The 24275-nt window shown below is 68.1% G+C and carries 23 protein-coding genes and 2 tRNA genes; 14 read left to right on the top strand and 11 right to left on the bottom strand.

Annotation, left to right across the window (positions count from 1 at the left end; genetic code table 11):
- Positions 1 to 32 precede the first annotated feature (32 nt).
- Complete coding sequence (pepN, locus tag DEU36_RS01710; protein WP_120262648.1) at positions 33 to 2579, bottom strand: aminopeptidase N; 2547 nt, start codon at positions 2577 to 2579, stop codon at positions 33 to 35.
- A gap of 112 nt (positions 2580 to 2691) precedes the next feature.
- Here pepN and DEU36_RS01705 point away from each other — a divergent pair, with 112 nt between their 5' ends.
- From DEU36_RS01705 to DEU36_RS01690, 4 genes are read left to right on the top strand one after another with little or no spacing between them, the layout of a single operon-like run.
- The gene (locus DEU36_RS01705; RefSeq protein ID WP_120262647.1) at positions 2692 to 3237 is read left to right on the top strand and encodes a ribose-5-phosphate isomerase; all 546 of its coding nucleotides are present in this window, start codon (positions 2692 to 2694) and stop codon (positions 3235 to 3237) included.
- Positions 3237 to 4244, top strand: coding sequence for an Fpg/Nei family DNA glycosylase (locus tag DEU36_RS01700; protein WP_120262646.1), 1008 nt, complete (start codon positions 3237 to 3239; stop codon positions 4242 to 4244). The genes DEU36_RS01705 and DEU36_RS01700 overlap by 1 nt, the downstream gene beginning before the upstream one ends.
- A gap of 4 nt (positions 4245 to 4248) precedes the next feature.
- Positions 4249 to 4902, top strand: coding sequence for an FMN-binding negative transcriptional regulator (locus tag DEU36_RS01695; RefSeq protein WP_120262645.1), 654 nt, complete (start codon positions 4249 to 4251; stop codon positions 4900 to 4902).
- The gene (locus DEU36_RS01690; protein ID WP_120262644.1) at positions 4899 to 6401 is read left to right on the top strand and encodes an amidohydrolase; all 1503 of its coding nucleotides are present in this window, start codon (positions 4899 to 4901) and stop codon (positions 6399 to 6401) included. The genes DEU36_RS01695 and DEU36_RS01690 overlap by 4 nt, the downstream gene beginning before the upstream one ends.
- Positions 6402 to 6520: 119 nt before the next feature.
- Here the strand turns inward: DEU36_RS01690 and DEU36_RS01685 are convergent, their stop codons facing one another.
- Entirely contained in the window at positions 6521 to 7006 is a 486-nt protein-coding gene (locus tag DEU36_RS01685) for a DNA starvation/stationary phase protection protein (RefSeq protein WP_120262643.1), read from the bottom strand.
- Positions 7007 to 7115: 109 nt separating this feature from the next.
- Here DEU36_RS01685 and DEU36_RS01680 point away from each other — a divergent pair, with 109 nt between their 5' ends.
- Positions 7116 to 7652 carry a gamma carbonic anhydrase family protein gene (locus DEU36_RS01680; protein WP_120262642.1) on the top strand — a complete coding sequence of 179 codons (537 nt, stop codon included), beginning with the start codon at positions 7116 to 7118 and terminating at the stop codon, positions 7650 to 7652.
- A 35-nt stretch (positions 7653 to 7687) separates the two neighbouring features.
- Here DEU36_RS01680 and DEU36_RS01675 read toward each other — a convergent pair.
- Positions 7688 to 7761 (bottom strand) — tRNA-Gly (locus DEU36_RS01675).
- A 135-nt stretch (positions 7762 to 7896) separates the two neighbouring features.
- On the opposite strand from DEU36_RS01675, the gene DEU36_RS01670 reads away from it, so the two are divergent.
- From DEU36_RS01670 to DEU36_RS01645, 6 genes are all read left to right on the top strand, one after another.
- Positions 7897 to 7970: transfer RNA gene (locus DEU36_RS01670), tRNA-Pro, on the top strand.
- Positions 7971 to 8041: 71 nt separating this feature from the next.
- Positions 8042 to 9601, top strand: coding sequence for a trigger factor (gene tig, locus DEU36_RS01665; RefSeq protein WP_120262641.1), 1560 nt, complete (start codon positions 8042 to 8044; stop codon positions 9599 to 9601).
- 160 nt (positions 9602 to 9761) lie between these two features.
- Entirely contained in the window at positions 9762 to 10346 is a 585-nt protein-coding gene (locus DEU36_RS01660) for an ATP-dependent Clp protease proteolytic subunit (protein ID WP_023950833.1), read from the top strand.
- A gap of 23 nt (positions 10347 to 10369) precedes the next feature.
- Positions 10370 to 11035: an ATP-dependent Clp protease proteolytic subunit gene (locus DEU36_RS01655; protein ID WP_023950830.1), complete on the top strand. Its 666-nt coding sequence runs from the start codon at positions 10370 to 10372 to the stop codon at positions 11033 to 11035.
- Between the two features lie 169 nt (positions 11036 to 11204).
- Positions 11205 to 12473 carry an ATP-dependent Clp protease ATP-binding subunit ClpX gene (clpX, locus tag DEU36_RS01650; RefSeq protein WP_120262640.1) on the top strand — a complete coding sequence of 423 codons (1269 nt, stop codon included), beginning with the start codon at positions 11205 to 11207 and terminating at the stop codon, positions 12471 to 12473.
- Between the two features lie 59 nt (positions 12474 to 12532).
- Complete coding sequence (locus DEU36_RS01645) at positions 12533 to 13129, top strand: dihydrofolate reductase family protein (RefSeq protein ID WP_120262639.1); 597 nt, start codon at positions 12533 to 12535, stop codon at positions 13127 to 13129.
- Positions 13130 to 13139: 10 nt separating this feature from the next.
- Here the strand turns inward: DEU36_RS01645 and DEU36_RS01640 are convergent, their stop codons facing one another.
- On the bottom strand, positions 13140 to 15182 hold the full coding sequence (locus DEU36_RS01640) for a M3 family metallopeptidase (protein ID WP_120262638.1): 2043 nt from the start codon (positions 15180 to 15182) through the stop codon (positions 13140 to 13142).
- 69 nt (positions 15183 to 15251) lie between these two features.
- On the opposite strand from DEU36_RS01640, the gene DEU36_RS01635 reads away from it, so the two are divergent.
- Positions 15252 to 15869, top strand: coding sequence for a helix-turn-helix domain-containing protein (locus DEU36_RS01635; protein ID WP_120262637.1), 618 nt, complete (start codon positions 15252 to 15254; stop codon positions 15867 to 15869).
- Between the two features lie 2 nt (positions 15870 to 15871).
- Complete coding sequence (locus DEU36_RS01630) at positions 15872 to 17185, top strand: MFS transporter (RefSeq protein WP_120262636.1); 1314 nt, start codon at positions 15872 to 15874, stop codon at positions 17183 to 17185.
- Positions 17186 to 17207: 22 nt separating this feature from the next.
- Here the strand turns inward: DEU36_RS01630 and DEU36_RS01625 are convergent, their stop codons facing one another.
- The 5 genes from DEU36_RS01625 to DEU36_RS01605 all read right to left on the bottom strand — a co-directional run bounded on the left by DEU36_RS01625 (position 17208) and on the right by DEU36_RS01605 (position 22411).
- Positions 17208 to 17441, bottom strand: coding sequence for a hypothetical protein (locus DEU36_RS01625; protein ID WP_120262635.1), 234 nt, complete (start codon positions 17439 to 17441; stop codon positions 17208 to 17210).
- Between the two features lies 1 nt (position 17442).
- Positions 17443 to 20022, bottom strand: coding sequence for a valine--tRNA ligase (valS, locus tag DEU36_RS01620; protein WP_120262634.1), 2580 nt, complete (start codon positions 20020 to 20022; stop codon positions 17443 to 17445).
- Positions 20023 to 20127: 105 nt separating this feature from the next.
- Positions 20128 to 20949: a MetQ/NlpA family ABC transporter substrate-binding protein gene (locus tag DEU36_RS01615; protein WP_120262633.1), complete on the bottom strand. Its 822-nt coding sequence runs from the start codon at positions 20947 to 20949 to the stop codon at positions 20128 to 20130.
- A 32-nt stretch (positions 20950 to 20981) separates the two neighbouring features.
- Positions 20982 to 21653 (bottom strand): methionine ABC transporter permease, encoded by a 672-nt coding sequence (locus DEU36_RS01610; protein ID WP_259455169.1) that lies wholly within the window; start codon positions 21651 to 21653, stop codon positions 20982 to 20984.
- Positions 21650 to 22411, bottom strand: a complete 762-nt coding sequence (locus DEU36_RS01605) for an ATP-binding cassette domain-containing protein (RefSeq protein ID WP_120262632.1) — start codon at positions 22409 to 22411, stop codon at positions 21650 to 21652. The genes DEU36_RS01610 and DEU36_RS01605 overlap by 4 nt, the downstream gene beginning before the upstream one ends.
- A 45-nt stretch (positions 22412 to 22456) precedes the next feature.
- Between DEU36_RS01605 and DEU36_RS01600 the strand changes: the two genes are divergently transcribed.
- Positions 22457 to 22873: an OsmC family protein gene (locus DEU36_RS01600; RefSeq protein ID WP_120262631.1), complete on the top strand. Its 417-nt coding sequence runs from the start codon at positions 22457 to 22459 to the stop codon at positions 22871 to 22873.
- Positions 22874 to 22883: 10 nt separating this feature from the next.
- Here the strand turns inward: DEU36_RS01600 and DEU36_RS01595 are convergent, their stop codons facing one another.
- Positions 22884 to 23390, bottom strand: coding sequence for a GNAT family N-acetyltransferase (locus DEU36_RS01595; protein WP_120262630.1), 507 nt, complete (start codon positions 23388 to 23390; stop codon positions 22884 to 22886).
- Positions 23387 to 24070 carry a hypothetical protein gene (locus DEU36_RS01590; RefSeq protein ID WP_120264303.1) on the bottom strand — a complete coding sequence of 228 codons (684 nt, stop codon included), beginning with the start codon at positions 24068 to 24070 and terminating at the stop codon, positions 23387 to 23389. Before DEU36_RS01590 ends, DEU36_RS01595 begins: the two co-directional genes overlap by 4 nt.
- Positions 24071 to 24275: the final 205 nt, after the last annotated feature.

Genomic DNA, 24275 nt, shown 5'->3' with positions numbered 1-24275 from the left:
GAGTACGACGCCCATCGGCATTGCGGATGACCTCAGCCCTGCGCGTCGCGCTCCTGCACGGCGAGCGCGCGCTCGACGCCGGCGAGGTTCTCGGCCACGAGTCGACGCAGAGCGGCGGGAGCCTCGGGGTTCTGCGAGAGCCAGGCGCGGGTCGCGTCGCGCAGCTCGGTGTTGGCGAGCGCCGCGGGGTACAGGCCCACGATCAGATACTGCGCGATCTGGTAGGTGCGCGACTCCCAGACGGGCGACAGCATCGCGAAGTACTCGTCGACGAACCCTGCGAGATGGGCCACACCCGCCGGGTGGGTGAATCCGGCGGCGGCGGAGCGGACCACGGTGTTGGGCAGATCGTCGTTCTCGATGAGCGACGCCCACGCCGCCTTCTTCGCCTCGACTGAGGGGAGAGCTGCCCGAGCCTGCGCGGCGAACTCTCCGCCCTTGGCGGTGTTGTCGGCGGCGAGCGCGGCATCGATGTCGGCGGCCGAGACGGCGCCCGACGCCGCGAGCGAGACGAGGAGCGCCCACGACAGGTCGGCGTCGATCTCCAGTCCCGGGAGGACGGTGTCGCCCGATCGCAGCGCGCGGACGACATCGGCGTGGCCGGGGGTCGACGCCGATGACGCGAATGCGGTCACGAACTGGAGCTGGCTGTCACTTCCGGCCTCGGCCTGCTGCGCGAGGGCCCACAGCCCGTCGGCGACTCGGGCCCGGGCGGCATCCCGGTTCTGCGGGTCGACGTACGAGTTCGCCGCGAGCTGCAGCTGGCCGAGGGTGGTCCGCACGGTGGTGGACTCGGTCTCGGTACCGATGTTGCGCAGCACGAGGTCGATGTAGTCGGTTGCCGAGGCCTCCGCATCACGGGTCTGATCCCACGCGGCGCCCCACACCAGCGACCGCGCGAGTGGGTCGCTGATCTTCGCGAGGTGCTCGACGGCCGTGCGGAGCGAGCGCTCGTCGAGACGGATCTTGGCGTAGGCGAGGTCTTCGTCGTTCAACAGAACCAGGTCGGGCTGCGCGCGGCCCTGGAGCTCGGGGACTTCGGTCAGGTCGCCGTCGACATCGAGCTCGACGTGGTGGGTGCGGACGAGGGCGCCGTCCGTGAGCGAGTAGAACCCGACCCCGAGGCGGTGCGGACGGATCGTGGGATAGTCCGCGGGTGCCGTCTGCACGATGGCGAAGCGGGTGATGATGCCGTCGGAATCCGTGGCGATCTCGGGCTCGAGCGTGTTCACGCCCGCCGTCTCGAGCCACTTCTTCGACCAGGACTCGAGCTCGCGGCCGCTCGTGGCCTCGAGTTCGACGAGAAGGTCCGACAGCTCGGTGTTTCCCCACGCGTGCTTCTGGAAGTATGCCGACACCCCGGAGAAGAACGCTTCCACGCCTACCCAGGCCGCCAGCTGCTTGAGGACGGATCCACCCTTGGCATACGTGATGCCGTCGAAGTTGACCTGAACGTCCTCGAGGTCGTTGATGCGGGCGACGACGGGATGCGTCGAGGGAAGCTGGTCCTGACGATAGGCCCAGGTCTTCTCCATCGCATTGAAGGTCGTCCAGGCCTCGGTCCATTCGGTGGCCTCGGCCGTGGCGATGGTGGACGCCCACTCCGCGAACGACTCGTTGAGCCACAGGTCGTTCCACCACTTCATGGTGACCAGGTCGCCGAACCACATGTGCGCGAGCTCGTGCAGGATCGTCACGACGCGACGTTCCTTGACGGCGTCGGTGACCTTGGAGCGGAAGACGTACGTCTCGGTGAACGTGACGGCGCCGGCGTTCTCCATGGCTCCGGCGTTGAACTCGGGCACGAAGAGCTGGTCGTACTTCGCGAACGGGTAGGGGACGCCGAACTTCTCCTCGAAGTAGGCGAAGCCCTGACGGGTCTTCTCGAACACGTAGTCGGCGTCGAGGTACTGCCACAGGCTCTTGCGCGCATAGACGCCGAGCGGGATCACCCGTCCGTCTGCGCTGGTCAGTTCGGAGAAGACCTGCTCGTACGGACCTGCGACGAGCGCCGTGATGTACGACGAGATACGGGGGGTGGGCTCGAACGCCCAGGTCGCCGTTCCGCCGTCGCCGGGCACCGGCTCGGGCGTGGGGGAGTTGGAGACGACCTTCCATTCCGCGGGAGCGGTGATCGTGAAGCGGAACTCCGCCTTCAGGTCGGGCTGCTCGAACACGGCGAACACGCGACGCGAGTCGGGGACCTCGAACTGCGAGTACAGGTACACCTCGCCGTCGACGGGGTCGACGAAGCGGTGCAGGCCCTCACCGGTGTTGGTGTAGAGGCAGTCCGCGTCGACGATGAGCTCGTTCTGTGCGGCGAGGTCGTCGAGCGCGATGCGCGAGTCGCGGAAGGACGCGAGGTCGACCGCGCGACCGTTGAGGGTGATCTCCCGGACCTCGCGCGCGATGAGATCCACGAAGGTGGACGCGCCTTCGGTGGCGGCGAAGCGGATGACGGTGCGCGACCGGAAGGTCTCCGCGCCGACGGTCAGATCGAGGGCGATGTCGTAGCTCTGCGTGTCGACGATCGCGCGGCGCTCCTGCGCCTCGATGCGGGTGAGGTTCTCTCCAGGCACGTGCGTTCTGCTCCCAGGGTCGGGGTGAGGATTCAGGGCCGCGCGCTGCTGGCGCCGACGGCAACCGTGCCAGCCTACGCTTTCGGGGCTCGCACATTCATAGGATGGTGCCATGCGCATCCATATCGCGACCGACCACGCCGGTCTCGAGTTCTCCACTCAGCTCCAGCACCATCTCGCCGAGGCCGGTCACGACGTCGTCGACCACGGCCCGATCGAGTACGACCCGGTCGACGACTACCCGGCGTTCTGCATCCGAGCGGCGCAAGCCGTGGTGCGGGACCAGCAGGCCGGGGTCGAGGCCCTCGGAGTGGTCTTCGGCGGGTCGGGCAACGGCGAGCAGATGGCGGCGAACAAGGTGCACGGGGTGCGCGCAGCACTCGTGTGGAACATCCCGACCGCCGAGCTCGCGCGCGAGCACAACGACGCCAACGTGATCGCCATCGGCGCCCGCCAGCACACGTTCGACGAGGCGGTGACCTTCATCGACCGTTTCATCGCCACACCGTTCAGCGGAGAGGAGCGCCATGCACGCCGCATCGCGCAGCTCGCCGCTTACGAGGCCGACGGCAGCCTGCTCCCCGATCCGCGGGCGGGCGCGGACGGCGCCACGTCGCCGCTTCCCGCCTCCGACTCGTTCGATCCGGAAGCAGGCTGATGCCCGAGGGCCACTCCGTCCACCGGATCGCCCGCCAGTTCGAGCGCAACATCGTGGGGCACGTCGTGGCTGCTTCGAGCCCGCAGGGGCGGTTCGTCGAGGGTGCCGCAGTGCTCGATGGCCGCGAGGCGCTCGAGGCGCGCGCGGTGGGAAAACAGATGTTCCTCGCCTTCGAGGACGACGTCTGGCTGCGTGTGCACCTCGGGATGTACGGCGCGTGGGACTTCGCCGGCCAGATCGTCGTCGATCCGACCATCGCGTCGGCCAACGGTCGCATGGGACACACCAACCAGCGCGGCACCGTGCTCGCGCCGGTTTACGACAGCGCCGGAGAGAACTCGCTCAGCTCGATCGGCGCGCCCCGCCTGGCCCGAGGCCGGGTGCGCATGAGCGAGCAGACCACGGGGCTCGGCGGTGAGGGCGCGACCGGAGACGACGACTGGCCGCCTCCGGTCGTCGGACAGGTGCGGTTGCGTCTGCTCACCGAAGAGACCTGCGCGGACCTGCGCGGGCCGACCGCCTGCCAGCTGCAGACGCCCGAGGAGGTCCAGGCGACGATCGCCAAGCTCGGCCCCGATCCGCTGGTCGACGATGTCGAGGACGGCGAGGAGCGGTTCACCGCGACGGTCCGTCGCAAGCCGACACCCATCGGACTGCTCCTCATGGACCAGAGCGTGGTCAGCGGCATCGGGAACGTCTACCGTGCCGAGATGCTCTTCCGTGCACGCCTGAACCCGCACACCCCGGGTCGTGACGTCCCTGAGGAGACCGTCAGGCACCTGTGGCGCGACTGGGCCCGGCTGCTCGCGATCGGTGTCGAGACGGGCCAGATGATGACGATGGACGATCTCGACCCGGAGGCGTGGCGCCGGGCCATGGCTCACCGCGACGATCGGCACTGGGTCTATCACCGTGCGGGTCTGCCCTGCCGTGTCTGCGGCACCGCGATCGTTCTCGAGGAGATGGCATCGCGCAAGCTGTATTGGTGCCCGAACTGTCAGAGGTGAACGCATGAGGCAGAACCCGAGCTTCGCGATGACGGACGTCGTCGAGATCCGTCGCGTCATCGCGGAGAATCCCTGGGTCACGATCGTCAGCACGGGAGCCGACGGCCTGGTCGCGTCCCACTACGCGGTGCTTCTCGATGAGGAACGCGACGACCTCACCATCGTCGGGCACGTCGGACGTCCCGATGATCTGCTTCACGGCCTCGGGCAGGGCGAACTGCTCGTCGTCTTCCAGGGGCCGCACGGTTACGTGTCTCCCCAGTGGTACGGCGACGTGGCCGCGGTTCCCACATGGAACTTCGTGTCGGTACACCTCTCCGGAGTGCCGGAGATCTTGACGCCGGACGAGAACCTGCGCGTGCTCGAGCGCCTGGTCGACCGGTTCGAGTCGGGGCTCGCAGACCCCCGGGGACTGTGGGCTCCGCCGAACGACGAGGGCTTCGTGCGCCGTCTCGAACGTGGCACGGTGGGGTTTCGTCTGTCTCCGACGCGCGTCGAGGCGAAGCGCAAGCTGAGCCAGAACCGACCGGATGCCGTGGTCGACACGATCATCGACAAACTTGACGCGGGTGCCACCCCGTACGCCGATCCTCGCCTCGCGGACGAGATGAGACGCGCGCACGCGACGATGCGCGCGGCCCGCGAGGTTCGGTCGTGACCGGTCCCGCACGCGGCGATGGCGTCGCCGTCATCGCCGACGTCCGTTTGACCGGGCCGGGCCGCACCGATCCGTTCGGGGCGGACCCCGTCGACGTGCACCTCTCCGGCGGAACCATCGCCGACATCGCGCCCGCCGCAGCACTGCCCCGGCGCGGCGCGGTGATCGACGGGGGCGGCGGTCGGCTGCTCCCCGGCCTCTGGGACCACCATGTCCACACTGTGCAGTGGGCGCTCGCGGCCCGGCGGGTCGATCTCGAGGGCATCGCGAGCGCCGCCGAGGCGGCGGCTGTCATGGGAAGAGCGGCCGCCGACCACGACGGCCGCCGTATCGGCTCGGGCTTCCGTGACGCCCTGTGGCCGGATCGCCCTTCCCTCGAACTGCTCGACGGGATGACCGGCGACGAGCCGACCTATCTCATCAACGCCGACGTCCACAGCGTCTGGCTCAACAGTGCTGCTCTCCGGCGCGAGGGGATGTCGACGACCGACGGCGTGCTGCGCGAGGAGCCCGCCTTCGAGATCTCACGCCGACTGAACGCGTGCGATCCGTCGCTCGCGGACACCGCGGTCGTGGAGTCGATGTCGGCCGCGGCGGCGCGGGGGATCGTCGGCATCGTCGACCTCGACATGGCATGGAACGCCGAGGCCTGGGCTCGCCGGCTCAGCCGCGGATACGACGCCGTGCGCGTCTCGTTCGGGGTCTACGCCAGCCTGCTCGAACGGGCGATCTCCGAGGGACTCGAGACCGGCGATGCCATCGATCCACGCGGGCTCGTGCGGATGGGGCCGTTCAAGGTGATCACCGACGGGTCGTTGGGAACGAGGACGGCGGCATGCTCGCACCATTACCCGGGTGCCGCGACCGACTTCGGAGTCATGACCGTGCCGCCGGGTGAGCTCGTCGAGCTGATGCGGCTCGCGACGGGCGCGGGGATCGCCTGCGCGGTCCACGCGATCGGCGACGTCGCGAACTCGCACGCGCTGGACGCGTTCGCGATGACCGGAGCCACGGGCACGATCGAGCACGCTCAGCTCGTCGCGCACGCTGACATCCCCCGGTTTGCGCGCCTCGGCGTCGGCGCGAGTGTTCAGCCGTCGCACGCGGTCGACGATCGTGACATGGCGGACGAGTTCTGGGCGGGGCAGACCGCGATCGGCTACCCCATGTGCGAGCTGGTCGACTCGGGGGCGAACCTGCTCTTCGGCTCGGATGCTCCCGTCGCGCGTCTCGATCCCTGGACGACGATGTCGGATGCGGTGTTCCGAACGCGCGATGATCGAGAGCCTTGGCGCCCGCACCAGCGGGTGTCGGCGGCAGCAGCCCTCGCGGCGTCGACCGCCGGCGGCTCGCAGACCGGGTCGGCGATCGCACCCGGCGACGTCGCCGACCTCATCATCGTCGACCGCGATCCTCTCGCGGCCGAGACGCCGGGGGCACTGCGGTCGACCGCCGTCGCCGCGACGCTGCTCGCGGGCCGCCTCACCCACCTCGCCTGAGGGGCGGAGCGGCCGGGGACGTCACCCATGAACGACGCAACGGCGCGGCGACCGGCGTACCGGGCTCTCGCTTGATCGCCCGGTACCCGGTCTCCGCGCCGTTGCGTCGGCGCCGTGGATTACTCGGCGAGATGCGCCAGGAGGAACCAACGGTCCTTGTCAACGCCGCGCTTGATCTCGATGGCGACGTCCTGGCTGGTCAGGTCGACCTCGTCGAGACCGTCGATAGCGGCCTGAAGGTCGACGAGGGTCGCGTCGATGTCGGAGACGATCGCCTTGATCTCGTCCTGCCACTGCGCGAACCCGGCGGGCACGGCCGTCGTGGTCTTCTCGGCCATGGTCGAGACGCGCGAGTCGATCGGGAGGCCCAAGGCGACGATGCGCTCTGCCGCGGTGTCGGCGTAGTCCTGAGCGTGAGCGACGACCGAGTCGAGAAGCTCGTGGATCGCGATGAAGTTCGAGCCGCGGACGTTCCAGTGCGCCTGCTTGCCGTTGACGACGAGTGCCTGCATCTTGTGCACGACCGGGGTGAGGAACTGCGCGGCTGCCGCGGCGACCTCGGGGTCTGCGGTGAGGGCGGGAGTGGTGATGTTGGTGTCGGTCATGTCTGCGCTCCTTCTGGCAGGTCGTGGCCTGCATCTGTCCAAACGCTACTCACGCCGGAACATTCCGCAAGCAAGAGAAGGCTGGGCTCACCAGGGGTAACGTGTGGCCATGAGCGTCGCCTCCACCGCATCTCTGTTGCCGCTGGGAGAAAGGCGACCCCGCCTTCATCCGACGGTGTTCGTCGCGGATGGCGCGCGGCTCGTGGGCGATGTGGTCATCGGCGAGCAGTCGAGCGTCTGGTACAACGCCGTGATCCGCGGCGACCGCTCGCGCATCGAGATCGGCGACCGGAGCAACGTGCAGGACGGGGTCGTGATCCACGTCGACGCTTCGTCGCCCGCGCGCATCGGAGACGATGTCTCGATCGGTCATAACGCGGTCGTCCACGGCTGCACCGTGGAGGACGGCTGCCTCATCGGGATGAACAGCACGATACTCAGCGGTGCGGTGATCGGAACCGGATCGCTGGTCGCCGGGGGAGCCGTCGTGCTCGAGGGCACGGTCATCCCGCCCGGCTCGCTCGTCGCCGGCGTTCCCGCGAGAGTCCGGAGAGCCCTCACGCAGGACGAGCGGAGCGGGCTGGGCCGGAACGCTGCGACATATGTGCAGCTTCGCGACGATCACTCCGCAATCGCGGCCGAATGAGGAACTCCTCCTCGTACGCCGACGAGGAGGAGCGATGGAGGGGCTGACGAGAATCGAACTCGCATCATCTGTTTGGAAGACAGAGGCTTTACCACTAAGCTACAGCCCCGCATTCGACCGAAATCGAATGAGGATCACCACCATACTGAGGGCAATGCCCCGCACGCGGCAACCCGATCAGTCTAGCGGACTCCGTCGGCTAGACTGACCACGGCCGTTTTCCGACGCACGTGTGCTGCGCGCCCGGGGCGTAGCTCAGCTTGGTAGAGCGCCCGCTTTGGGAGCGGGAGGCCGCAGGTTCAAATCCTGTCGCCCCGACAACGGCCCCACGAACCCAGACCACCGAACGGACGCGCATGTGCGCGGCCGGATAAAGGAGAACGACAGGCATGGTCACCAGCACCGTCGAGACGCTCAGCCCCACGCGGGTGAAGCTCCACATCACGGTCAGCCCGGACGAGCTGAAGCCGAGCATCACCCACGCGTACGAGCACATCGCTCAGGACGTGCAGATCCCCGGCTTCCGCAAGGGCAAGGTGCCCGCTCCCATCATCGACCAGCGTGTCGGCCGCGGTGCGGTCATCGAGCACGCGGTCAGCGAGGGCCTCGACGGCTTCTACCGCGAAGCGGTCGCCGCCAACGAGCTCCGTGTTCTCGGCCGTCCGTCGGCCGAGGTCGTCGACTGGCCGAGCGACAAGGACTTCTCGGGCGACCTGAAGGTCGAGGTCGAGGTCGACGTCCGTCCCGAGTTCGAGCTGCCCGCCTACGAGGACATCACCATCGAGGTCGAGCCCGTCGCCACCGACGACGCCGCCATCGATGAGGAGCTCGACCGCCTGCGCGGCCGCTTCGGCACGCTCGTCACGGTCGACCGCCCGGCCGCGAAGGGCGACTTCGTCGAGCTGGACCTCGTCGCGACCATCGACGGCACCGAGATCGACCGGGCCGAGGGCGTGTCGTACGAGGTCGGCTCGGGTGAACTGCTCGAGGGCATCGACGAGGCCATCGAGTCGCTCACCGCCGGTGAGGACACCACGTTCCGTTCGAAGCTCGTCGGCGGCGACCACGCCGGCGAAGAGGCCGAGGTGGCCGTCACCGTCAAGGCCGTCAAGGAGCGCGAGCTCCCCGAGGCCGACGACGACTTCGCCCAGATGGCGAGCGAGTTCGACACCATCGCCGAGCTGCGCGAGAGCCTTTCCGAGCGCGTCTCGCAGCAGAGTCTGTTCACGCAGGGCGCCGCTGCGCGCGAGAAGCTCGTCGACGCGCTGCTCGAGAAGATCGAGATCCCCGTGCCGGCCGGACTCGTCGAGGACGAGGTGCACGCTCACCTCGAGGGCGAAGGTCGCCTGGAAGACGATGCGCACCGTGCCGAGGTGACCGAGGCGAGCGAGAAGCAGTTCCGCACGCAGATGGTGCTCGACAAGATCGCCGAGGCCCACGAGGTGCAGGTCTCGCAGGACGAGCTGACGCAGTACCTCATCCAGGCGTCCGCGCAGTACGGCATGGCGCCCCAGGACTTCGTCAACGCGCTCCAGCAGAACGGCCAGCTTCCCGTGATGGTCGGCGAGGTGGCACGCAACAAGGCCCTCGCGGTCGCGCTGGGCAAGGTCACGGTCGTCGACACCGACGGCAAGCCGGTCGACCTGACCGGCTTCATCACGGTCGAAGGCGAAGAGACGGCCGCCGACGAGGTCGTCGAGGAGGCGCAGGAGATCGCTGACGCCGCGGCCGACGCCGACGCCGCCGAGGCGGAGGAGAAGCCCGCCAAGAAGGCTCCGGCCAAGAAGGCTCCCGCCAAGAAGGCTCCCGCCAAGAAGAAGGCGGATGCCGCGGACGAGGCTCCGGCAGCGGACGAGAAGGCTCCCGCCAAGAAGGCCCCGGCCAAGAAGGCGCCGGCGAAGAAGGCCCCGGCCAAGAAGAAGGCCGACGACGAGGCTGCCGCCGAGTGATCCTCTGATCCCGGCGGTCGTCTGACCGGCAAAAGGGGCGGATGCTGCGGCGTCCGCCCCTTTTGCGATGACACGGCTATGCCCACGGCGAACACGGTCGGGGGCACGTGGCGGCGTCGGTAGATTCGACACGTCACGAAACTTCGGATCAGGAGCACACATGGCTGACCCCCTCATCGCAACAAGCGTCTTCGACAGACTGCTCAAGGACCGCATCATCTGGCTCGGGTCGGAGGTGCGCGACGAGAACGCGAACGAGATCTGCGCGAAGATCCTCCTGCTCGCCGCCGAGGACTCCGAGAAGGACATCTACCTCTACATCAACTCGCCCGGCGGATCCATCACCGCTGGCATGGCGATCTACGACACGATGCAGTTCGTGCCGAACGACATCGTCACGGTCGGCATCGGCATGGCCGCCTCGATGGGACAGCTGCTGCTGACCGCGGGCACCAAGGGCAAGCGCTACATCACCCCCAACGCCCGGGTGCTGCTTCACCAGCCGCACGGCGGCTTCGGCGGAACAGCCAGCGACATCCAGACGCAGGCGCAGTTGATCCTCGACATGAAGCGCCGACTCGCCGAGATCACCGCGGCGCAGACAGGCAAGTCGGTCGAGCAGATCAACGCCGACGGTGACCGCGACCGGTGGTTCACCGCGCAGGAGGCCCTCGAGTACGGTTTCGTCGACCACATCCGCGAGTCGGCCACCGACGTCGTCGGTGGCGGCGGCACCGAGAACTGATCGACCGGAGGAGAAAGACAACGATGAACACACCCGCCTTCGGCCTTCCCCACGGCGCTGCGATGCCCTCGAGCCGGTACATCCTGCCGCAGTTCGAGGAGCGCACCGCCTACGGCTACAAGCGCCAGGACCCCTACAACAAGCTGTTCGAGGACCGCGTCATCTTCCTCGGCGTACAGGTCGACGACGCGTCGGCGGATGACGTCATGGCCCAGCTGCTCGTGCTCGAGTCGCAGGACCCCGACCGCGACATCATCATGTACATCAACTCGCCCGGCGGATCGTTCACGGCCATGACCGCGATCTACGACACCATGCAGTACGTGTCGCCCCAGATCCAGACGGTCGTGCTCGGTCAGGCCGCCTCGGCGGCGTCGGTGCTGCTCGCGGCCGGTGCGCCCGGCAAGCGTCTGGCGCTTCCGAACGCCCGGATCCTGATCCACCAGCCCGCTGTCGGCGAGGCCGGCCACGGGCAGGCATCCGACATCGAGATCCAGGCCGCCGAGATCCTTCGGATGCGGACCTGGCTCGAGGAGACGATGGCACGCCACACGAACCGTACGCAGGAGCAGGTCAACAAGGACATCGACCGCGACAAGATCCTCTCGGCGCACGAGGCGATGGAGTACGGCATCGTCGACCAGGTGCTGACGTCGCGCAAGCGCACCCCCGCGGCGATCACGTCCTGACACGCGAGCTCACGTCGTATGGCCCCGGCATCGAGCCGGGGCCATACGTGTCATTGCGGCCGTTCGAATCGAACGCCGCGCAAATCCGCGGTGATGTCCGCGGGAGAGGTTAGGCTCGGAGCACCACGCTCTCAGGGGAGCGATGGATTCCGGCATCCAGGAGGGGTACATGGCTCGCATCGGTGAGAGTGCCGACCTGTTCAAGTGCTCGTTCTGCGGAAAGAGTCAGAAGCAGGTCCAGCAGTTGATCGCAGGACCCGGCGTCTACATCTGCGACGAGTGCGTCGAGTTGTGCAACGAGATCATCGAAGAGCGCATGGCCGAGTCGGGCGACGAATCTGTCGCCGAGTTCGATCTTCCGAAGCCGCGCGAGATCTTCTCCTTCCTCGAGGAGTACGTCGTCGGCCAAGACCCGGCAAAACGCGCCCTCTCCGTGGCCGTCTACAACCACTACAAGCGCGTGCGCGCACACTCGACACTCCAGCCGGCCGAACAGCGCGCGGACGACGTCGAGATCGCCAAGAGCAACATTCTCCTGCTGGGCCCCACGGGCTGCGGCAAGACCTATCTCGCTCAGACTCTCGCGAAGCGCCTCAACGTTCCCTTCGCGGTCGCCGATGCGACCGCCTTGACCGAGGCCGGTTATGTCGGCGAAGACGTCGAGAACATCCTCCTCAAGCTGCTGCAAGCGGCCGACTTCGACGTCAAGCGCGCCGAGACCGGCATCATCTACATCGATGAGGTCGACAAGATCGCGCGAAAGGCCGAGAACCCCTCGATCACCCGCGACGTTTCGGGTGAGGGCGTGCAGCAGGCCCTCCTCAAGATCCTCGAGGGCACCGTCGCGTCGGTTCCGCCCCAAGGCGGACGCAAGCACCCGCACCAGGAGTTCATCCAGATCGACACGACGAACGTCCTCTTCATCGTGGCGGGCGCCTTCGCCGGGCTCGAAGAGATCATCTCCTCGAGGGTCGGCAAGCACGGCGTCGGCTTCGGCGCGCCCCTGCAGGAGAAGGACAAGCAGCTCGACCTCTTCCGCGAGGTCGAGCCCGAAGACCTGCACAAATTCGGCCTCATCCCCGAGTTCATCGGCCGTCTTCCCGTCGTCACGTCGGTCGCGCCATTGGACCAGAAAGCGCTCATCGAGATCCTCACCGGTCCGAAGAACGCCTTCGTGAAGCAATATCAGCGGATGTTCGAGCTCGACGGCGTCGAGCTCGAGTTCGAAGACGACGCACTGCGTGCGATCGCTGACCTCGCCGTCGCCCGCAAGACGGGTGCCCGCGGCCTGCGCGCCATCCTCGAAGACGTCCTCGGACCGATCATGTTCGAGATCCCCTCGGCCGATGACGTCGACAAGGTCATCGTCACCCGGGCTGCCGTCGACGAAGGCGCCGCCCCGACGCTCGTCCTTCGCCAGAAGCGCAAGAGCGCCTGACATCACCGGCGGTCACGCACCGCCGTGGTGGTGTCGGACGTACGGCATAGCATCGCGTCATGCAACGCATCCTCTTCGATACGGCGAGCTCGCTCGACGGCTTCATCGCCGACGCCGGCCACTCGCTTTCCTGGCTCTTCGCGGTCGATGGGGGCGACGAGCCCGACGCGAGACTGGTTCCCGCCGATGCCGGCGTGCTGGTCGAAGGGTCGACGACATACGAATGGCTTCTCGCCGAGTCCGATCTGCTCGCACATCCCGACCGGTGGCAGGAGTTCCACGGCGATCGGCCGACGTTCGTCTTCACCTCGCGCGATCTGCCCCGCCCTGCTGGCGCGGACATCACCTTGGTCTCCGGACCGGTCGCGGATGTCCTCCCGCGCATCCGAGCGGCTGCCGGTGAACACGACATCTGGGTCGTCGGCGGGGGAGACCTGGCGGGGCAGTTCCTCGATGCGAACGCGCTCGATCAGATCGCGGTGTCGTTCGCACCCGTGACGCTCGGTCGCGGATCGCCCCTGCTTCCGCGCCGCGTCGAATCGAACCGGCTCGCGTTGCGATCGGTCGAGCAGGTGGGGGCGTTCGCGCGCCTGGTCTACGACGTCAGGCCCACCGGTGGAGGCAATGCCCCGCTCCCACCGGTGGATCCCGCGTGAATGATGCGATTCAGGCGCTGAGGCCGCGGCGCGCGAGGAGCGGCTCGATGCGGGCGTCACGCCCCCGGAAGTCACGGTATGCCTCGAGCGGGTCCTTCGAGCCTCCGACGCCGAGCAGCCGCTCGCGGAAGCGGTCGCCATTGGCACGGGTCAGTCCGCCGTTCTCTTCGAACCACTCGACGGTGTCGGCATCGAGGACCTCGCTCCAGATGTAGGAGTAGTACCCCGCGCTGTAGCCGCCCGAGAATATGTGGGCGAAGTAGGTCGACGAGTAGCGTGTCGGCACCGCCGGGTCGTCGAGTCCGATGTCGGCCAGCGCCGCGGCTTCGAAGGCGGCGACGTCGGTGACCGCGGCTGCCTCGTCGGCACTGAGCGAGTGCCATGCGAGGTCCAGCCATGCGGCCGCGAGGTACTCGCTGGTGGCGAATCCCTGGTTGAAGGTGCCCGAGGCCTGGAGGCGCGCAACGATCTCCGACGCGAGCGGTTCGCCGGTCTCGACATGCCGTGCGTAGTTGGCGAGCACCTCGGGGTGGTAGATCCACATCTCGTTGACCTGGCTGGGAAACTCGACGAAGTCACGGAAGACGTTGGTCCCGGCGAACGTCGGGTACGTCACCGCGGCGAACAGCCCATGCAGCGCGTGTCCGAACTCGTGGAAGAGAGTCGTGACCTCATCAAGCGTCAGCAGCGTGGGGGTCCCCGGAGCGGGCTGGGGCACGTTGAGGTTGTTGACGACGATCGGTGTCGTACCGCGCAGTTCGGACTGCGACGCGATCGAGTTCATCCAAGCCCCGCCACGCTTGGTGTCGCGGGTGTACAGGTCGAGGATGAACAGGCCGAGGTGCGAACCGTCCTCGTTCGTGACCTCGAAGACACGGACGCCGTCGTGATAAGCGGGCAGGTCGTCGCGCTCGCGGAAGGTGATGCCGTAGAGCCGGGTGGCCGCGAAGAAGACCCCCTCGCGCAGCACTCGCTCGGCCTCGAACCAGGGGCGGAGCGCCGTCGTGTCGATGTCGAGGGTGCTGGCACGCACGCGCTCCGTCGCATAGGCCCAGTCGGCGGCCCCAACCGTTTCCCCGTCGAGGATCTCCGCGAGCGCATGCTTCTCACGCTGTGCATTCTGTGCGGCGGGCGCCGCGAGCTTGCGGAGAAGCGATGAAACGGCCTCCGGGCTGCCGGCCGTCTGATCGGAGGTGACGTACGCCGCGTGCGAGGGGAAGCCGAGCAACTCGGCGCGTTCGGCGCGAAGCCTCACGATCTCGAGCAGCACGGGGCGGTTGTCGTGGGGTCCGCTTCTCGAGCCACGCGACCGCGATGCGGCGAGGATGCGCTGGCGGGATCGGGGATTCGTCAGGGACGCAAGTGCGGGGTGCCCTGTGAAGAGCGTCAGCGTGATGACGAAGGCGCCGGGAAGACCTCGATCGTCGGCGGCGCGTGCGGCGGCGGAGAGCTCGCCGTCGCTCAGCCCATCGAGCTCTTCATGCGTCTCGAAGACGACGGCGAGATCGTTGGTGTCGGCGAGAAGATTCTTCTCGAAGGTCGTGGTGAGTACGGAGAGCCGGCGGTTGAGCTCCGTCAGTCGCTGCTTGGCCGGCGCGTCGAACCCCGCGCCGGCGTGGGTCATCTGCACGAACCTCCGCTCCAGCAGGTAACGCTGTTCGTCTGTCAGCCCCAGGTCGGCACGCGCACCGTACAAGCGTTCGATCCGGGAGTACAGCCGTGAATCGAGCAGGATCGCGTCGGAGTGCGCGGACATCATCGGCGCGAGCCGTTCGTCGACCTCCTGCACCGCCGGCGTCGCGTCGGCGGAGCTGACGGTGTAGAAGGTGCGGGCGACGTGGCCGAGGAGCTCGCCGCTCTTCTCCCAAGCCGCCACGGTGTTCTCGAACGTCGGCGGCTCGGCGCTGCCGGCGATGGCGTCGATCTCGGAGCGCTGCTGATCGAACGCCTCTGCGAACGCGGGGAGGTAATCGGAGACGGAGATGTCGCGGTAGTCCGGGAGCCCCCAGGGGAGCGTCGGTGAGGTCAGAAGCGGGTTCGAGGATGCCGGCATCCCCCCAGCCTACGTCGATTCGCAAAGAACATGTTGCAAAGAACTGCTTGCAAAGATACCTTTGGATCCATGACCAACAAGCAGGACGAGGCGCCGGGCCGCCGCGACATCCGCACCCTCGATTCCGGAGCGCTTCGGGCGCTCGCTCACCCCGTGCGCGTGCGTCTGTACGACATCCTCAGTCAGCAGGGCCCTCAGACGGCCAGCTCCTTGGCCGCGATGACGGGGGAGTCGTCGGGTTCGACCAGCTACCACCTGCGCGCGCTTGCGAAGCACGACCTCATCCGCGAGATTCCCGAGCGCGGCACCGCGCGAGAGCGCTGGTGGGAGCGTCCCACCGGAGGTGTCTCATTTCCCGGGCCCGACACGATGCGCACCCCCGCGGGACGCGCGGCGACCCAGGTCGTGATGGGGGAGTTCCTCGATCGCCGCCACGACCAGCTCATGCGTTTCGTCGGAACCACTCTGCGAGACGAGCTCGATCCGTGGGCCGAGAAGGCGTTGATCACCTCGGCCACCGTCTCGCTGACGGTCGAGCAGCTCGGCGAGGTCAATGCCCGGATCCAGCGCGTCATCGACGACGTCGTCGACGAGTACCGCATCGCCCCGGGCGCCGAACCGACCCCGTCCCGCCGGATCGTGTCGCTGCGCGCCGAAGCATTCCCGATCACCACCGAGAGCGACTGATCATGAGCGTCATCACCGCCTCCTCGACCCTCACGCCGCCGTCGGCCCGCCCGCTCGGGCGCGACTTCTCGCGGCTGTGGACGGCCGCCGCGTTCAGCAATCTCGCTGACGGTCTCGGACGCACCGCCGTCCCGCTCATCGCGACGACCCTCACGCGCGACCCCTTGCTGATCTCCCTGCTCGGCGCAGCAGCATTCGTCCCCTGGCTGGTCTTCGGCGTCCCGGCAGGCATGATCGTGGATCGTTTCGATCGTCGTCGCGTCATGGCTCTCGCCAACACGGTGCGCGGCCTCGCTGCGGTCGGACTCGCGGTGCTGACGGTCGCCGGCGGTCTCGATGTCACCTGGCTCCTGGTGGGCACCCTCGTCTTCGGGTTCGGTGAGACGCTCTTCGACAACGCGACCAACGCGGTCATCCCGAGTGTCGTCGCCCGCGACCAGCTCGATCGTGCGAACGGTCGGATTCAAGCCGCGCAGATCACGATCGACAGCTTTCTGGCACAGCCGGTCGCCGGGGTCCTCTTCGCCGTGTCTCTCGGACTGCCACTGTGGCTCGGCGCCGCGGGGTACATCGTCCCGATCGCCCTTGCGCTCCTGCTCCCGGTGGCCGCGGCGCGGTCGCGCTCGTCGTCCGTCGTCGGCGGCGACCGGGGCGAGGTCGTCGCCGGCGCTGTTCCGGAGCCCCTGCCCGCAGCGCCCGCCGCACCGGTTCCCGCGCGCGACGCGTTACGGTACCTCTGGCGCCATCGCTTCCTGCGCGCCCTGGTCGTGTTCACCTCGGTCGTCGGATGCGCGTTCGCCTTCGCGCAGGCGCCCACCTTGCTGTACTTCCTCGACGTTCACGGCCTCCCCGAGATCGCCATCGGTTTCGTCACGGCGGGCGTCGGCGTAGGCGCACTCGCGGGCTCGCTCCTCGCGGCGCGCCTGGTGAGCCGGTTTGGGCGTGGCAATGTGATGTGGGGCGCGAACCTGGCCGCCGCGGTGTGCATGGTGGGGGTGGGTTTCGCCCCGAACCTCGTGGTGGCGATCGTGGCTTACGCGGGAATGGCCTTCGCGGTGTCGTTGTGGAATGTACCCTGGGGTGCGCTGCGACAGCAGATCATCCCGCCGGACCTGTTCGGACGCACTCTCGGCATCATCCGGACACTCACGTGGGGCCTCTTCCCGGTGGCCACGGTTCTGGGCGGTCTGGTCGCGTCTCTCGACCTGCGACTGCCCTTCATCACGGCGGGGATCGTGTGTCTCGTCGCGACGACGATCTGCACGCGCCTCATCCGATCCGCGTCCGCACAGGTCTCTCCCGCCGTCTCGGAGTGAGCGACGGGAGAAACCTGCGGCATCAGAACGTGTCGTCGTCGATCTGACCCACCACGGGCTCGCCCGCGGCGTCGAGTGAGACCACGACACCGGTCTCGAGCTCGGCCACGGGGCGTCCCTCGAGCCAGGTCAGAGTCCACTTCGGGCGGGGATCGACGTCGAGCACGCGATCGACCGCGTGGATCTGATCACGGAATGCGGCGGGCAGCGAGGCCGGCGGTTCGTCGCCGCTCGTCCACCGCGTTCCCAAGCGCACCTCAGACCTCCTGCGGCGCGAGCTCGACGCGCTCCACGACCAGGTCGCCGTCGCCCTCGAGGAGATCGAGCTCGGCGATGCGTCCGACCGCCTTCAGGTCGCCCTCGGCGCGACGCAGGCGCTCGATCGTCGCGGCATCCGCGCGGAGCGAGAGAACGGAGACGGGGGTCTTCTGCGAGGCCTTGGCCTCCGTCTTCGCCCGTCGGATGCCGATGAGCGCGGCGCTGGCGGTGGTGAGGACGGCCGGGTCGCCATCGATGCCGCTGGCCTCGGGCCACGAGGCCGTGTGCACGGAGCCCTCCTCGAACCACGACCATGCTTCCTCCGCCGCGAAGGCGAGGACGGGCGCGAGCAGACGCAGAAGCGACGAGAGGGCGAGACGCAACGCCAGTGCCGCCGACGCTTGTCCCTCGTCGGAACGGTCGTAGGCGCGCTCCTTGACGAGCTCGAGGTAGTCGTCGCAGAAGGTCCAGAAGAACGCCTCGGTGATCTCCAGTGCGCGAGCGTGGTCGTAGGCCTCGAACGCGCGAGTGGCGTCGACGATCACCCGGTCGAGCGTGGCCAGCATGGCGGCGTCGAGGTCGTGAGTCACTGCGGCCCCCTCGGGGACCGGGAACGAGAGCACGAACTTCGCGGCGTTGAGCACCTTGATCGCGAGTCGGCGCCCGATCTTGACCTGCGTCGGGTTCTGGGGGTCGAACGCGGCGTCGGAGCCGAGGCGACTCGAAGCGGCCCAGTAACGCACCGCGTCCGTGCCGTGCTGCGCGAGGATGTCGGCGGGGGTGACCACGTTGCCCTTCGACTTCGACATCTTCTTGCGGTCGGGGTCGACGATGAAGCCGGAGATCGCGGCATCCGACCACGGCGCGCGGCCGTCCTCGAGTGCGCTGCGGAGCATCGTGGAGAACAGCCACGTGCGGATGATGTCCTGTCCCTGGGGACGCAGGTCGAAGGGGGCCACGAGCTGCCACAGCTGTTCGTCGCGCTGCCATCCGCCGGCCAGCTGCGGCGTCAGCGACGACGTCGCCCAGGTGTCGAAGATGTCGCGCTCCGCGTCGAAACCGCCCGGCACGCCTCGCTGGTCTGCGGTGTAGCCCGCAGGGACATCGGTGGTCGGGTCGATCGGGAGCTGCGATGGGTCGGGGGTGATGACGCGGTCGTAATCGCGTTCGCCGTTCTCGTCGAGGGCGTACCAGATCGGGATCGGCACACCGAAGAAACGCTGACGCGAGACGAGCCAGTCGCCGGTGAGGCCGTTGGTCCAGTTCTCGTAACGCACCCGCATGAAGTCGGGGTGCCACGACATCTCCTGGCCGAGCGAGATCAGGCGGGAACGCAGCTCTTCATCGCGCGCACCATTTCGCAGGTACCACTGGCGCGTCGAGACGATCTCGAGTGGACGGTCGCCCTTCTCGAAGAACTTCACCGGGTGACTGAAGGGCTTGGACACCTCGAGCAGCTCGCCGGACTCCTGCAGCAGCTCGACGATGCGCTTCTTCGCGCTGAAGACGGTCTTGCCCGCGAGTTCCGCGTAGGCCGCGCGTGCGGAGTCGGTGACGATGACCTCGGGAGCGTCGGCGATGATGCGGCCGTCGTGTCCCAGGATCGTGCGGTTGGGCAGATCCAGCTCACGCCACCAGATGATGTCGGTCACGTCACCGAACGTGCAGATCATCGCGATTCCCGAGCCCTTGTCGGGTTGCGCGAGGTGGTGCGCCAGAACCGGCACCTCGACGTCGAAGAGGGGCGTGCGGACCGTCTTGCCGAAATAGGGCTGGTAGCGCTCGTCATCCGGGTTGGCCACGAGTGCGACGCAAGCCGGCAGCAGCTCGGGTCGCGTCGTCTCGATGTGGATGTCGCCGCTGCCGTCGGTCTTGTGGAACGCGACACGGTGGTACGACGCCTGCTGCTCGCGATCCTCGAGCTCGGCCTGCGCGATGGCAGAGCGGAAGTCGATGTCCCAGAGCGTGGGGGCGAGGGCCTGGTAGGCCTCGCCGCGGTCGAGGTTTCGCAGGAACGCGAGCTGGCTGATGCGGATCGTGTCGTCGGAGATCGTCCGATACGTCTGGGTCCAGTCGACGGAGAGGCCGAGCTGCCGGAAGAGCGACTCGAACTGCTTCTCGTCCTCGATCGTCAGCTTCTCGCAGAGTTCGATGAAGTTTCGCCGGCTGATGGGCACCTGATCGGCGGCACGGCTCGACTTGTTGTCGCCGCCTTCGAACGGCGGTACGAACGACTCGTCGTAGGGGAGGGTCGGGTCGCAGCGCACGCCGTAGTAGTTCTGAACGCGGCGCTCGGTCGGGAGGCCGTTGTCGTCCCAGCCCATCGGGTAGAACACGCTCTTGCCGCGCATGCGCTCGAACCGCACCTTGAGGTCGGTGTGGGTGAACGAGAAGACGTGACCGATGTGCAACGACCCGGATGCCGTGGGGGGCGGCGTGTCGACGGAGAAGACACCGCCACGGCCCGTCTCAGCGGCGTGGGCGCGGTCGAAGAGGTAGGTGCCCTGCTCGGCCCACGCGGCGTCCCACTTCTGCTCGAGGCCTTCCAGAGCGGGCTTCTCGGGAATGTGCGCTGTCATGGGAACTCCTCGACGATATGTGCGGCACTGTGTGAGCGTGCCTGAGTGTGCGTCCTCCGAGTCTACCGGGGGTGGGGCGCCGCGCTGGTGCCCCACCCCCCGGCGTCAGAAGGCGGCCTCGATCGTGGCGTTGCCCTCGATCACCTTGCGCACCTCATCGCTCGTGAACGCGTCGATCAACGCCCGAGTCGCCGGAGAGTCCGCCTCCGCCGAGGGGACGACGAGCTGAAGTGCGAAGCGGTCGTCGAGCTCGGTGAGCAGACCGTCGTCCTGCGGCGTGAGGCCGAGCGCGGCGATGTGCGAGGGCCACTGGAACACCAGGTCCGCCTCGTCGTACGCCGTGTTCAGCTGGTTGATCTCCAGCGACAGGAACTGGAGGTTCTTCGGGTTCTCCGCCACGTCGTCGAGCTTGGCGGCGTACGGGTCGACGCCGGGGGCGAGGCCGATGATGTCGGCGTCGGCCAGCAGCTTGAGCGCCCGTGCGGTGTTGGACGAGTCGTTCGGGATGGCGACCGTGGCACCGTCGGTGAGCTCGTCGATGTCGCGCAGTGTCTTGGAGTAGAACGCGATGACGAAGTTGTAGACGGGCTGAACGGCCTCGAGCGACGCGCCGTTCTTCTCGTTGAACTCCGTCATGTACGGCTCGTGCTGCGAGAAGTTGGCGTCGATGTCGCCGGCCGCGAGCATGTTGTTGATCGTGACGTAGTCCGACACCGGAACGAGCTCGATCTCGTACCCGTCGGCGATCGCCGCTCCGGCAGCCTCGACGATGTCGGTGGCCGGGGCGGTCACCGCGCCCACGCGCAGTGTCGTGACCGCGGAATCCGCGTCGCCGGGCGAACCGGCGCAGCCGGCCAGGAGCCCGGCAGCCGCCAGGGTGGCGACAGCCGCCGTGGCGATGCGGGTGCGAAGGGTGCGAAGGGGCATGGGTTCTCCTCGTGAGAGCGGATGGATGAGGGTCAACGGTGGTCGAGGCGGACGGACAGCCGGTGACCGATCGATTGGACGATCAGCACGACGGCGAGGATGACCGCGATCGTGAAGTACATCAGTGGGTAGTCGTACTCCTGGTAGCCATAGCGGAGCGCGAAGTCGCCGATGCCGCCACCGCCGACCACTCCGAGCACAGTGGAGTACGACAGCAGGCTGATCGTGGCCGAGGTGAGCGCGTAGACGAGGCCGGGAATGGCCTCCGGCAGGAGGAAGCGCACGATCGTCTGGGGGAGTGTCGCCCCCATCGTGCGGGCGACACGAGGAATGCCGGGGTTGATCTCCCGCAGGATCTGCTCCACCAGTCGTGCGTAGATCGCGACCGCGACGAAGCAGAGGGAGAACGTGGCCGCCGGGGTGCCGAACGTGGTCCCGTAGACGAGCCGGGTCACCGGGATGAGGAACACCACGAGCAGCAGGAACGGGAAGGACCGCACGATATTGATGAAGAGGTTCCCGACCCACCACACGACACGGTTCGGTGCAGTGCCGCCCCGGCGCGTCAGGTACACGAGCATGCCGAGCGGGAGCCCGAGCACCACAGCAGCTGCGAGCGAGACGACGAGCATGTAGCCGGTCTCCCCGAGCGCCTCCAGCAGATCCTCACCCCGGCGCCCGAGCGATTCGCCGAGGCCGGTCACGCGCCCAGCTCCCGCCGCGCCCGATCGAGGTAGGTCTCCTCTGCGAACCCCGCGTCCGGCTCCACCGACAGGATCTCCCGCAGGCGCCCGTCCTCGAAGAGAGCTACGCGGTCACAGATCCGCCGGACGACGGTGAGATCGTGGGTCACCACGACGACAGTCGTGCCGAATCGGTCACGAGCCTCGCGAAGAAGCGTCAGCACGCCGTCCGTGGTCGTGGCGTCGAGCGATGAGGTCGGCTCGTCGCACAGAAGGATGTCGGGGCGAGCGACGAGGGCTCGGGCGATGCCGACCCGTTGGCGCTGGCCACCGCTGAGCTGCGAGGGATAGGCGTCCTCGCGGCCGGCGAGACCCACGAAGCCGAGCATGTCGTCGACCGCACCGCGTCGCTCGCTCGCCGGTACGCGCCCACGGGGGCCGCGCAGGTCGAGCGCCAGCGCGACGTTCTGGCGAACGGTGCGGTTCGCGAGCAGGTGCACCCCCTGGAACACGACCCCGATGCGCCGACGCAGGCCGCGCAGCGCCGCTCGGCTGAGTCCCGCGGGGTCGTGACCGAGGACCCGCACCGTGCCCGCCGTCGCCCCGACCTCGGCCGTGAGGAGCGACAGGAGGGTGCTCTTGCCCGCGCCGCTCTCACCGATGACTCCGAAGATCTCGCCGGACGTGACAGCGAGATCGATGTCGACGAGCGCACGAGCTCCGCCCGAGTACGTGACGCCGACCCCGCTGAGGGTGATCGGATCGTCGGTCGGTGGCACGCGGCATCCTCTGATAGTTGGACGACGTTCAACTATAGTCGACGAATGGTCATCCGATACCGCACCTCCGCGCTCAACGACGACGGCGGAACGGGGGTGAGCCGCGTGCCGGACGGCGTTGAGGTCGCCGTCTCCAACCCGTTGCAGCCGGGCCACGACACCCACGCGAGCAATCCGGAGCAGTTGCTGGCATTGGCGTGGTCGACCTGTCTGAACGCCACGGCTCAGGCGATCGTCGCCGGCCGCCACCGCACGAAGGTGCGGGTCGAGGTCGCCCTGCGCGATGCCGAGGAGCGCCCGGGCTACGAGTTCGTCGCCACGGCTTTCGTGTCGGGCGAGGGCCTGGACGAGAGCGGAGCTTCGCAGCTGGCCGCTGCGGCGCACGATCGGTGCCCCGTCTCGCGGCTCCTCGAGGCCTCGCCGCTGGCCGAAGTGCGAGGCGAGGCCTGGGCGGTGACCTGATGAGCCGCCGTCAGCGGTCGACGGCGAAGCCGAGATGCGGCATGTCGACGCCGCGGTAGTGCACCATGAACCGGCGGCGCACCGTCATCCCGAGCCGGATGGCGACGTTCATGGATGCGATGTTGGTGTCGCGCACCTTGGCCCAGATCGCCGGTGCGCCGAGTTCGCGGAATCCCCAGTCGCGCGCCGCCGTGGCTGCCTCGGTCGCGTACCCGCGATGCCAGTGCGCCCGCTGGAACAGGTACCCGACCTCGAGCACCTGCTCGTCGCCCACGTACTGGCGTGTGATGCCGCACTGCCCGATCATCCCGGCGCCGGGAAGATCGACGGCCCACAGGCCGAATCCGTCCTCGTCGTATCTCTGGAGGTTGCGTGCGAGCCACTGCGCGCTCTCGTGGTCGTCGAACGGCCCCTCGTAGGCGGTCATCGCGACAGGGTCCGTGAGGATCTCGCGAAGGGGGCCCAGGTCGTCCTCGGTCATCGGACGGAGCACCAGGCGCTCCGTTCGAGCGATCACGGGTGCGAGTCCCCGGCGGAGTCGTCGTCGCGGACGTCCCACCCGAGAGCAACGCCGAACGCGGCGGCGTGCACCTCGATCTGGCGCCGGGATGCGGTGGCGCCGGCAAGCGCCCGGATGTCGGTGAACGCGAGCGCCTCGAGACCGCGGAGATCGAGGTCGGTGCTGGAGAGCGCCCGGGTGTCGAACTCGTCGACCGTGGTGTTCGCGAATCGCACTCGTTCCAGGAGCGCGCCGGGAGCGTCGAGCGTGCCGATGCGGCAATCGATGATCTCCACGTCGCGCAGCGTCGAGGCCGGAACCGAGAGGTAGTCGATCCGGATGCCGCGCAGGATCACGCCGTCGAAGCGAGCCCGCTGCGCGTCGAGTGTGCCGATCCTCCCTCCGATGAGGGTCACGGTGCGCCAGGTGCCGTCGCCGACGCGCAGCTCGGGGGTCGCGAGATCGCGGATGACGACGTCGCTGAGGACCGCGCCGGTGAGATCGAGCCGCTCAGGAGCACCGGGCTCGACGACGCTCTCGCTCAGTCGCGCGTGGGCGCCGTCCACCGAGCCGCCACCGACCGAGACGGAGACCTCGACGAGATCGCCGTGCCGCGACAGGGTGGCGGGCTCGAGATGACGCGGCAGATCGGGGTCGCTGACGCGAGGGGGTGCGGGACGGGTACGCGGACGGGCCATACGATCAGCGTATGCCGACGGTATGATGGGGTCATCAGCACCGATCCGGCCATCACCGGGGAGCTCTCGGAAGAACGGCGGTCATCCGCTCAGTAGAACCGAGCGGGGCAGGCCCGTCACAGCCGCTGGGAGAGTGGCCCTCCGGGGCAAGCGGGGTGGTACCGCGGTCGCACGATCGTCCTCGCAGGAAGTCCGACCCTGCGAG

Source organism: Microbacterium sp. AG238, from assembly GCF_003610405.1.
In the GTDB taxonomy this organism is placed as follows: Bacteria; Actinomycetota; Actinomycetes; order Actinomycetales; family Microbacteriaceae; genus Microbacterium.
Note: the sequence above shows the minus strand (reverse complement) of the source record. Positions and strands in the feature narration are given on the sequence as shown.